The 9,477-nt window shown below is 58.5% G+C and carries 12 protein-coding genes; 7 read left to right on the forward strand and 5 right to left on the reverse strand.

Features of this window, described 5'->3' with window-relative positions; all coding sequences use genetic code 11:
• From AC1DK4_RS39855 to AC1DK4_RS39865, 3 genes are all read right to left on the reverse strand, one after another.
• On the reverse strand, positions 1-396 hold a 396-nt coding region (locus AC1DK4_RS39855), incomplete at its 3' end, for a type IV pili methyl-accepting chemotaxis transducer N-terminal domain-containing protein (protein WP_477132226.1).
• A gap of 13 nt (positions 397-409) precedes the next feature.
• Entirely contained in the window at positions 410-1,090 is a 681-nt protein-coding gene (locus AC1DK4_RS39860) for a methyl-accepting chemotaxis protein (protein ID WP_441624223.1), read from the reverse strand.
• Between the two features lie 413 nt (positions 1,091-1,503).
• The gene (locus AC1DK4_RS39865) at positions 1,504-1,821 is read right to left on the reverse strand and encodes a hypothetical protein (RefSeq protein WP_441624225.1); all 318 of its coding nucleotides are present in this window, start codon (positions 1,819-1,821) and stop codon (positions 1,504-1,506) included.
• Positions 1,822-2,135: 314 nt separating this feature from the next.
• On the opposite strand from AC1DK4_RS39865, the gene AC1DK4_RS39870 reads away from it, so the two are divergent.
• The 3 genes from AC1DK4_RS39870 to AC1DK4_RS39880 all read left to right on the forward strand — a co-directional run bounded on the left by AC1DK4_RS39870 (position 2,136) and on the right by AC1DK4_RS39880 (position 4,509).
• Positions 2,136-2,510 (forward strand): PHA-granule associated protein 4, encoded by a 375-nt coding sequence (locus AC1DK4_RS39870; RefSeq protein ID WP_441624227.1) that lies wholly within the window; start codon positions 2,136-2,138, stop codon positions 2,508-2,510.
• A gap of 987 nt (positions 2,511-3,497) precedes the next feature.
• Positions 3,498-3,929, forward strand: a complete 432-nt coding sequence (locus tag AC1DK4_RS39875; protein WP_441624229.1) for a hypothetical protein — start codon at positions 3,498-3,500, stop codon at positions 3,927-3,929.
• A 376-nt stretch (positions 3,930-4,305) separates the two neighbouring features.
• Positions 4,306-4,509: a cold-shock protein gene (locus AC1DK4_RS39880; protein WP_441624231.1), complete on the forward strand. Its 204-nt coding sequence runs from the start codon at positions 4,306-4,308 to the stop codon at positions 4,507-4,509.
• A gap of 360 nt (positions 4,510-4,869) precedes the next feature.
• Here AC1DK4_RS39880 and AC1DK4_RS39885 read toward each other — a convergent pair whose 3' ends face one another.
• The gene (locus AC1DK4_RS39885) at positions 4,870-5,202 is read right to left on the reverse strand and encodes a hypothetical protein (protein WP_441624245.1); all 333 of its coding nucleotides are present in this window, start codon (positions 5,200-5,202) and stop codon (positions 4,870-4,872) included.
• A gap of 465 nt (positions 5,203-5,667) precedes the next feature.
• Between AC1DK4_RS39885 and AC1DK4_RS39890 the strand changes: the two genes are divergently transcribed.
• A complete protein-coding gene (locus tag AC1DK4_RS39890) occupies positions 5,668-5,847 on the forward strand; it encodes a hypothetical protein (RefSeq protein ID WP_441624233.1) in 180 nt (59 codons plus the stop codon).
• 70 nt (positions 5,848-5,917) lie between these two features.
• Positions 5,918-6,742, forward strand: a complete 825-nt coding sequence (locus AC1DK4_RS39895) for a hypothetical protein (RefSeq protein WP_441624235.1) — start codon at positions 5,918-5,920, stop codon at positions 6,740-6,742.
• Here AC1DK4_RS39895 and AC1DK4_RS39900 read toward each other — a convergent pair.
• Complete coding sequence (locus AC1DK4_RS39900; protein WP_441624237.1) at positions 6,729-6,971, reverse strand: hypothetical protein; 243 nt, start codon at positions 6,969-6,971, stop codon at positions 6,729-6,731. The genes AC1DK4_RS39895 and AC1DK4_RS39900 overlap by 14 nt on opposite strands.
• Positions 6,972-7,351: 380 nt before the next feature.
• On the opposite strand from AC1DK4_RS39900, the gene AC1DK4_RS39905 reads away from it, so the two are divergent.
• Complete coding sequence (locus AC1DK4_RS39905) at positions 7,352-8,113, forward strand: bestrophin-like domain (RefSeq protein WP_441624239.1); 762 nt, start codon at positions 7,352-7,354, stop codon at positions 8,111-8,113.
• 187 nt (positions 8,114-8,300) lie between these two features.
• A complete protein-coding gene (locus AC1DK4_RS39910) occupies positions 8,301-8,978 on the forward strand; it encodes a carbonic anhydrase (RefSeq protein ID WP_441624241.1) in 678 nt (225 codons plus the stop codon).
• Positions 8,979-9,477: the final 499 nt, after the last annotated feature.

Consider the following 9,477-nt stretch of genomic DNA (forward strand, 5'->3'; position numbering starts at 1 on the left):
TCCTCGCTCATTCTCCTCGCTCATTCCTGCGATTGCTTTCGCGCCATCGAGATTCGGATCGCCAGCGGACAGCAACTGCTTGTAGGGAATCCATGTCTGCTCGAGCCTGGCGTAGGTGTCCTTGATCTCCGGCGTGGGCGCGGACGCCTTCAGCTCCATGAGCTGCCTGTCAAAGAGCGCCACGGACTGTTCGAGGACCTTCTTCGAACGTTCGACTTCAACACCGAGGCCAGCCTGGCAGTATGCCTTGGCYATGCGCTGAGACAGCATGCGCTGGCGGCCCGCCTTGTTGATCGCCGCGTTGATCGTTAGCGTTTCGGCCGAAGCGGTCCCGGACAAGGCCAGCGCCAGGACGCTGCAGGCAATCAAGCAGAAGGAACAGAGGTAACGTTTCAAGGGCGTCTCCGCGTTAAACTTTGATTGGACCTTTGGACGCATCGATCGAGCCGACGACGTGTCGGATCAGCTGATCCATCTCCTTGATGATGTCTGCAAGCACCAGCGTGATCACCGCGAACTCCCTGCCGTACTCTCCCGCCCGTGCCGCCGAGATGCGCGCATTCATTGCGACGATGTTCGCCTGCATCGAAATCCCGCTGAGGCGCTCGACGAGGTCGGCGTGGCGTTTGCGCACAGCGACCTCGCAACGGTGCATCTCCTCCTGGTAGGCCTGAGTGACGGACTGCAGCAGTTCAAGCATTGGCGTGGCCTGCGCCACCAGCATGTCGAGGGATTGCGCTCGCCGGCTGGTGTCGGCCAGTGGTGCGTCTATCGCTGTTCTGACCTGGTCGATGAATTCACGGATACGCGCGTCAGCGCGCGGACTGCCAAAGTACAGTTGCTGCAAAGCGCCGGAGAATGCGCCGGGCAAACGCTCATTGCCCGTTACGAGATCCGAATGCGCCGACTCGAACATTGACAGGCACTTGCGTGCGATGTCGAGCGCGGCAGTGTCCCCCCGCGAAGCCAGCAATAGCTGGAGGACGATCCGTTGCGACAGCATGCGCTGCCTTCCGGAAAGGTTGATCAATCCGCCGATGGTTTCGGCGGACACTTCGGCCTCGGGTGACTGAGTAGAGAAAGCGTTCATGCCATGCCTTGCAGGTAGTGTCGACGCGGACGCGCACCGCGCTGACCGGCAAAGAAAAAGCGCCCCGAAGCGAGATGCCTACAAACCGGTTGTCCGGTTCGCGAGCATTTCGCTTCGGGGCGCCATTGCCCGGGATGCTCCTTTTCGGAGCGTGTCATCGCGACTTGCCAGATTGTTTCAAGGCCGCCGTTGGCCCGTGTATCGCTTACGCAATATCTATGCCACAGCTCCCGGAAGTTGCATCAGGCTGCGGGCGCAGGAAAATGGCACGGCGGGACCGACCCGCGCACCGATCCCGTGCCAGATGCCTCATCACGACGCGTGCGCTGGGGCACGGCGGCCAACCGGGACGCGCCTGTGGCTGGAGTGTGGGAGACTGGGCGGGCGATGCCTGCCCCGTCAAGCACGGAGCCTCAGTAATCGCACCTCTCTCTGGCCAGCGACTCCCTCGTGAAGCCGTGACTCACGCGCAACTGATGCTCGACCGCAATCACCTGGTCCTGGCACGCAAACAACAGGTCATCCTTGGCCTTTTGCGAAACGCCCTTGATGCGTTCAGCCTCATACGAAGTCTGCCGTGCACGACAACGGAGATACAAGAGCGTCGACTTGGGAGCGAGTTTAAGCTCCGCTTTGTCGAGAAGCTTACATTCGACATAGGACTGGGCTAGGCTGCCGTGGCTCGCCAGCAATGCCGAGGAAAGAAAAATTGAAGAAAAAATACGCAACATGAATGTGTAACGCCAGGGGTGCCGGTCAAATTGCAGCCCGCCATGGCAGGCTGCAAACGAATCTTGCGCGGACTGACACGGCACGTCCGTCCGTGCTTATTCTCCGACGCAATGGCATGCGGCCGTCGCATGCAAAAGACAAGCGCGCGAGGTGAAATTATGCACCGCTTTTTTGCACGAACATGAGCGCCACCCAACAGAGAAGCGGCCCTCCGCCGGGTACAATGTGCTCTTGCAAAGCGAACTCGCAGCAAGGGGGGAACGGAAGCAGGCGCTCGACCTGGATGCAGCGGATGATGTGAGTGGAGGTAAGGATGGCGACAACGCGCGCCGGAACCAAAGGGGAGGCCCTGCGGTTCCTGAATACAGCAGGAATATCGGTAATCGAATTGGACTACGAGTCGGCTTGGCAAGATGCCGTGGAGCTAGGGCGACTCGGCCAGAAAGCCGGCGTCCGTGTGGAGTACCGGGGGCATGAGAACATCGCCGTAAAATCACCGGCGGCACTCATTGCTGGACTGAGTCGAGCGAAGCTGTCCTTCCGGCAACGGAATCTATACTGCCAGTTTGAGCTGGGTGAATTGCCAGCAGGCGAACTCCAGCGGCTGGAGGCAAAGGCGGAAAAACTTGGCGACTACATCTTGGCTGGTCGGCTACTGAGGGACGTTGATGCCGTCTGGGCCGAATAACGCCGGCTAGTCGCAGCGCCACCGCTTTGCAGCCGTCAGACACGCTTTGCACGAGACCTGGATATACGTTTCCTCTTTTCGCACAGGAAAATGCTCACCACCGTCTCGCCGCAAGCGCATGCATAGCAAATCGCCAGCGTTCCGCATAAGACGTCCATCGCGAAAACCCTCTTCTAACAAGACGTGAACAATACTAGCTGGATACGCCCCTTCCTCATCTGATATGCCCTCCGGATGGCCAAGCTCGTCCTCGATAGCACCGGGCACCCACTTGAGGGGAATTGGGAGGCTAGCGTTGAACGCATGTGCTTGTGCTCGAAGGGTCCGCTCGCGCTCACACGAAGCGACCTGAGCCGCCTCTTCTCTCGCCACCTGAGCGGCACGTGCACGGTCTACCTCATCGGCACGTGCACACACGAACAATCCATTGGCATCGCGCCAGACTTCGACTACGGTTCCCGACACAAGTCCAACCGGTCCCGTTCGCACTCTTCCGCTTCCGGTACGGCAACCGTAGACCTCTAGCAGTTTCCCATCCAGGTTCACCTGGTTGCCTTCAACAGGAACGCGAACTCTGTGCCCCTCAATAAGCCATCGCGGGTGCACACCCGTGGAAACAAGATGCAGTTGGTAGATTTCCATAGCCACGACAGCCCCAGCAGCAACGCTGGGTTAAGTGCAACTCATGGTTGGAAAGTGTAGGCCAAACATCGAGAAAATTCTGCTGCGTGGGCTATCGCACAAAAATAAACCCGCGTCGCCGGGAAGCGAGACGCGGGTGGCAGCAAGGACTACTTCATCAGTCTACGTGAAATTAAAAATTTTCACGTCAGATATAAAGAACATTTTCGCGCCATTTCCTGGCATTGCGGCCCGCCTCCGATACTGGCTTGGTCACACGTTGAATCGACGTCACACAGCATCGAGATTAACCCTTAACCCTGCCGATATCATCGCTTTGGCCTACTGGACGGACACCAAATCGTCATGTGGATTGTGTCCAATGCGCGATCGGCTTCTGCGACGCACTCTCGGAATTCATCGCTGCTGCTGGCCACCCTGCTATCGGGTGTGCTTGCATTCATTTCCGCAACAAAAAGAGTCCTTTCGCGCGACAGCACCAAGCGAAACCAGGCACAACAAAATCAAAGGGTCAATATGCATCAAATTTTCGCTTCCCCCATGACGTCGGACCCGGTGACTTTGCAACCGACGAGCAGCGGGAAAAGGGGGCACTGGTCCGATTCTGTCAGCGTCCAAGTCCTGCGCCAGGATGCCGCAAGCCTGCGGGCAATGGCTCAGGCGCACATGACCAAGGCAGGTACAAGTGCCACCTCAAATCACCCTGCCGATTTGCTCCAGCAGGCCGCTATCCTCGACACGGCCGCTGACGTGCTGGCGCTGAGCAGCTGGACCTGATTCAGTTTGCTGCCACCCTACAACGCGCTCCTTTTCGGCCCACCGCCCTCCCTCGCTTCCGTGTCAGGTTTTTTCGCTGGGCAGAGACGTGCACGCGGCCACCACGAGGTCGCGAGAATCAGTTGCCTTTAATTCTCATTTCACCAATAAGCTTATGCGAGAACCAGCGGTGACTCCGCTACCAGCCTGAGCGGCCTCATGGCGTGCCCCCGTGGTAAACCCTAGACACCTTGGCTGCATGTGTTTCCCCGGCTATGATCACTAACTAAATGACTTTCCTGCAATCGACGGCAGGATGCTTACATTGGAATAGCAAGTCCAGATTGGATTTTCTATTTCTGCATGCAGCATGCATGCTCCTAACAATGAGGATGAGATGGCAACTGGTATCGTAAAGTGGTTTAACGCTGAAAAAGGCTTCGGGTTCATCACACCAGATGATGGCGGCAAGGACTTATTTGCTCATCACTCCGAAATCCAGGGTACTGGGTACAAGTCCTTAGACGATGGCTCCAAAGTCGAGTTCGAAGTCAAGGACAGCCCGAAAGGTCCGCAAGCCTCCCGGATTCGCAAGCTGTAAGCGCCATTGCACCTAGGCAGTCGAGATGGAAGAAAGGCCCTTCGCATTGACGAGGGGCTTTTTTGTTTCCGGCGACACTCGCCCGCTTCATCGGCATTCACACGGGTCGGCAGCCAACTGCTACCAATACGCCAACGCGGCCCCGCAAATAGTCTCTGAACAACGTCAGCAGGCCCCACCCTCGACCGTCAAAGTCCGCACAAAACCCAATACTCAGGACTGGCGTTATTAATCACAATGAGTGTCTGGAGCAAACTGACCGCGACCCCTGCTCCACGCTGGCCAGTAATCATGCATTGAAGCCAGCGGCGGAGCGGCAGAAAAAACCGGCGCGTGGCCGGCCTTTTCTCAAATTCGAGATTATTTGCCGGCGTCGGCCTGGCACTTCTTCATGAAGGACGTCTTTGCAGCACCGGCGAGTTGCTTACCGTCCTTCCCAACGGCCTTGGCTTCGCAGGCGGCTGATGCGTCGCCTTTGTTGCCACTTTCGCACTTCTTGATAGAGGAAGCTTTCGCGGCCCCAGCTAGCGGCTTGCCATTTTTGTCGACCGCCTTCGCTTCGCAGCTCGAGGAAGCTGCCGGAGCGGCGGCTGGCGCTGCAGGCTTGGCGGCTGCCCCAGGCGCGGCAGTTTGAGCGTAGGCAAAGCCTACCGAAAAGAGCGCTGCAATGGCCACCGCACAGAATCTGTTCATCATGGTACCTCTCCTCAGATTTTATGAGTCAACTTGCCTYGCCCTTATAAACGCTTGGGCCGCGCCATCGTTGACGTCACTCGACCCTGATTTGAATGCATTGCCCACTAGAGGACAGTGTCGCCGGGTCCCAGGATTTCGTATCTAATTCTGTCCGCAGGGACCCGGGCTTGCCTCGACATCTCGCTGCTGTCTGCCGCCTGGCGCAGACCGCTCGACCTATGTGCCGTATGAGAAACTTAGAAGACGACAGACCACGACTGCAAGGTCATCTGTAGTCGACTGGTGGGGCATCGCCGGCTTACCGCTCCCTTCGCGTTTCATCAGTGAAACCGGCGAGCCTCTTGGAAACCGCACAGGAGGTAAGGCACGCTGCCGGCGAGCACGGCGTCGGGATCCGCGCCCATGGCTCGTTGCGCGCGGCAGGCGGGCTTCGAACTCGTTGTCTGCGATCGGAACCAGGCCGTGCTCGCCACCTCGGTAGCCGATTGCGCCTGCGCGGATGCAATCATCGTTCTGCTTGCCAACGACGCCCAGATTCTCGATGCAACGCTCGGCGCATGGGCCCGATCCGAGGCCGCATTCGCTTCGCTTCACAACCAGCACCGCGCAGCATTTCGTCTGTGCGCCGGCGAACAGTGGTGAAGTTTGCGAGGGACCTATCCTCAGGACAAGGATCCTTTCGACCAGCCTTGGTTCAACAGAAGAAAAAGAGATGCCGAGCCCGCGCATCGCAATTCGCCTTCTGCCGGCTTTCTTGATGCTGGTGGCGTCTCACGCCTTCGCGCTCGCGTTCGAGTGTCGCATTCTCAATGAATCGAACCGGCCGTTTGTCCGGATCGTCTTGGGTACGACTGAGAGCCAAGCAAACAGTTCTTTCATTAGCGCCTATGGCAACCAGGTGAGGCGGATGTACGGGCCTGGTGTGCGCTTCCTGTGTTCGTACCCACCTTCGAAGGAGGCGCTGGCCAGCGTGCCGGGGACAAACACACCCTACAAAGCATGCCCAAGTGGTAAGACCTGGGCCAAGACCCGGGGGGATGCTCTTGAGGTGCTTCAGCACGAGTGCGGTCCGCCGTTACCTCTCGATCATCAGATGTTCTTTGCGAGTTTTTGGGCGCAGGCTCGCGAGAAATGTCGCTTTGCAATGGCAAACGAGCACGTTGTTGTCGCACTCCAGGCGCCGACCATGGCAACTAACCTGACCCTCGAGTATGTGCCGCTTTGGAAGGAAGCTGAGGCCGTGATAAACGCGGAAGGCTGCTCGCCGGCCACTCGCGGCCTCGCAGAAGCTTTTGCGCGATATCTCACGCGCACAGGCGATCCAAACGGAGAGCGCCCGTTTGTCGCGACTTGCCTTCAGCGAGAAGGGATGAACGCGGCAAAATGCCGATGTTACGGTGACGCTGTTCGACTGATCGATCCGAAGGTCTTCGAGCATGTCTACGACGGGCGTTCCTACGGAGATGTGGTCCGCCAGATAGGCCCCCTATGGGAGGGACAACTCACGATGTTTTGCCTGGGCGTCAGGCCGAACTGACCGCCGCGCCATGGCTACCCCAGCGATGCTCGTGGTACGTCAAGTTCCTCTTGCCTTTTGATGACGCGAACATATTAGCCATCATCACGGTCGCATAAACCGCTCCCTGCCAATACAAGGCCGATTCCTTGTCGTCGACGTCTTTGGCCTTCTTGACGCCGTCTTGAAAGCGCTCGTACTCACCATGGAGATCGGCGCGCAGAGCGCGGTTGTTGATGTGGCCGTTCATCGCGCTGTCCGGCTGCGTTAGGCAACCTGTTCGGGCTTTTTTGACCCCGCTGTCCCCGGGGAGGGACAATCGTTCAAACGGCAGAGATCGGCCATGTGCAAAGGCATCTGGCTGCACACGCCAAATGACCGCCGATCGGTAACGAACGGCCCTTCGCCGCGACCTCCTCCCTTTATACAGCCGACGTGCCACCAGCCAGATGCGCGCGGCACGCTTGTTAGCGAACCACTCCCCCGGTCGGAAATTAGTAAGAAAGCACCACGAATAGGCGCAACCGAACAGAAAACGAGGTTTCGACAATGGGAATTCGGCTAGGATCGCAGGTGCGGGGTCATCGAGATGGCCAGCCGTTGTCCGGGTCAACGAAACAGGGGAACGTGATGCAAATGGTCGACCGTCCTGCTGTGCTCTTCGTACTGTTGTTGATTGTATTCACTGGGGTGGCGTCCTTTGCAACGCTCGTGCTCCGGCGTTTTCGGCCATTAACCGATGAGGAGCGCGATGACTTCAGCATCGTGCAGACCGCGACCTTGACGCTTTTCGCATTGTTGATTGGTTTTACTTTGTCGATGGCAGTCGGCCGGTACGATCAGCGCAAGAACCTGGAAGAAGAGGAAGCGAATGCCATCGGCACCGAATACCTCCGCGCCGATCTCCTCGATAACGCCCGAGCCACGGAGGTCAAAGGATTGCTTCGCGAATATGTCGCGCTAAGAATTAGCTTCTATCGATCAAGAGACACGGCAATGCTGGCGCAAATAGATATCCGCACCGCCGAACTTGAAGGTCGAATGTGGAATGGCGTTAGGGATGCGGCGCGGGCAATGCCGGATCCCGTTACCGCACTTGCGGTGGCGGGCATGAACGACGTCATCAATTCACACGGGTACACGACTGCGGCCTGGCGGAACAGGGTGCCGACCGGCGCCTGGTCGTTGATGATTGCGATTGCCCTCTTCAGCATCCTGCTCCAGGGCTACGGCGTGCGCGGCAAAGGCGCCAAGGTCGCGCTCCTGCTTGTCCTCCCCCTGACGGCCTCGCTCTCGCTGTCCCTCATCGCAGACGTCGACAGTCCGCGCTGGGGCATTATCCGCGTTCACCCGCAGAACATGCTGGATCTGGAGCGATCGATCGCTCAATAAACGTTAGCAGACCGATGGACATCACACCATGTATTAGGCAGCCTGGCAGGCCAGGCTCAACCAGAAGGGTGGGGTGCGCACGAAAATAGCATCGCAAATGGGGGAGCGCAACGCGCGTTTATGCATAGCGAGCGATGCACCGCTCCTCTGGGAGAATCGTCGGGCTCAACTGTGTCGGAGGCACGCCATGCGCAAACTCATAATGGGCATTGTCGAATTTCGCGAGAAGATGCTACCGCAATATGCAGAACGGTTCAGTAAGCTCGCGCTAGCGCAGAAACCTGATGCATTCTTCATCACGTGCTCGGATAGCCGGGTTGTGCCGGACCTGCTCGCATCTACTCATCCCGGCGATCTTTTTACGATGCGCAACGTCGGCAATTTGATACCGCCGGCGACTGCGGAGGGGGTCTCGACCGGCGACCTCTCCGAGGCAAGCGCGATTGAGTACGCGGTGTTGGTGCTGAAAGTCGCGAATATTGTCGTGTGCGGGCATTCCGAATGCGGCGCCATGAAAGCTGTCTATGCACGCAACCCGAAGCTGAAAGCACCGAATCTCGATAAATGGCTTTACCACGCCAACAACGCAGCGTTTCGCCTCGAACACGAAGGCCCGCTCAATGACGGGCTGAAGCCGCACGACCAATTGTCGCAACTCAATGTCCTTGTGCAGCTCGAGCATCTAATGACCTACCCGATCGTCCGCCACCAAGTCACGGCCGGGGCTCTGGTATTGAGCGGCTGGTGGTTCGACATAGCCACCGGCGATATGTATGCCTATGAGCGGGCGAGCCGTTCGTTCGAAGTCATTGACCGGGCGCTGGCTGAGCGGCTTGCTTCGCGCCTCGCCTCGCGCGCGCGGTGAAAGTGGGGCTCGCAGTCAGGCGAACTCGAGTTGCCTCGCTATGGCACGCGCACGGCCACTATGTGGCTCAGCAAGCTGCGCCAGCGGGCGCTCAGCCGCAGCGTGAGGTTCAACGATAGCCGGCACAGCGAAAATGGGTCAATGCCCGGGGGCCTGGTCCAGACGGCCTGACGCGCGACGTCCCGCTCGCCGATGTAGGGGCCCATGCGTGTCGCGTGATCGCAAACACTTGGCGCTGATGTGTTGGTTTACGCCCGCCAGATCCAGGACGACGCGCGCAGGGCCTTGACGTCATTCTCTACGCTCGGGGAAAACCTATTCCAAGCCCCGCCTGGGTTTGCGGGCGATTTTCGCGTCCCTATGCCGCCTTGGCACACTCCATGCGTTTGTACCTCCCGAGCGCAGAAACACTGCTCAAACCAACCGAACCCAAAGTTCAATCGCTCCCAAGGAGAACTGCCATGACTACCACCCTCGCCATCAAGGACCTGTCCGTCAC

The sequence above is a fragment of the Cupriavidus sp. 05N38 genome (genome assembly GCF_056397345.1).

Excerpts from the sequence above, each read along its gene's own strand:
- AC1DK4_RS39860 (WP_441624223.1), bottom strand. The coding sequence starts at position 1,090 with ATGAACGCTTTCTCTACTCAGTCACCCGAGGCCGAAGTGTCCGCCGAA.
- AC1DK4_RS39865 (WP_441624225.1), bottom strand. The coding sequence starts at position 1,821 with ATGTTGCGTATTTTTTCTTCAATTTTTCTTTCCTCGGCATTGCTGGCG.
- AC1DK4_RS39870 (WP_441624227.1), top strand. The coding sequence starts at position 2,136 with ATGGCGACAACGCGCGCCGGAACCAAAGGGGAGGCCCTGCGGTTCCTG.
- AC1DK4_RS39875 (WP_441624229.1), top strand. The coding sequence starts at position 3,498 with ATGTGGATTGTGTCCAATGCGCGATCGGCTTCTGCGACGCACTCTCGG.
- AC1DK4_RS39880 (WP_441624231.1), top strand. The coding sequence starts at position 4,306 with ATGGCAACTGGTATCGTAAAGTGGTTTAACGCTGAAAAAGGCTTCGGG.
- AC1DK4_RS39885 (WP_441624245.1), bottom strand. The coding sequence starts at position 5,202 with ATGAACAGATTCTGTGCGGTGGCCATTGCAGCGCTCTTTTCGGTAGGC.
- AC1DK4_RS39895 (WP_441624235.1), top strand. The coding sequence starts at position 5,918 with ATGCCGAGCCCGCGCATCGCAATTCGCCTTCTGCCGGCTTTCTTGATG.
- AC1DK4_RS39900 (WP_441624237.1), bottom strand. The coding sequence starts at position 6,971 with ATGAACGGCCACATCAACAACCGCGCTCTGCGCGCCGATCTCCATGGT.
- AC1DK4_RS39905 (WP_441624239.1), top strand. The coding sequence starts at position 7,352 with ATGCAAATGGTCGACCGTCCTGCTGTGCTCTTCGTACTGTTGTTGATT.
- AC1DK4_RS39910 (WP_441624241.1), top strand. The coding sequence starts at position 8,301 with ATGCGCAAACTCATAATGGGCATTGTCGAATTTCGCGAGAAGATGCTA.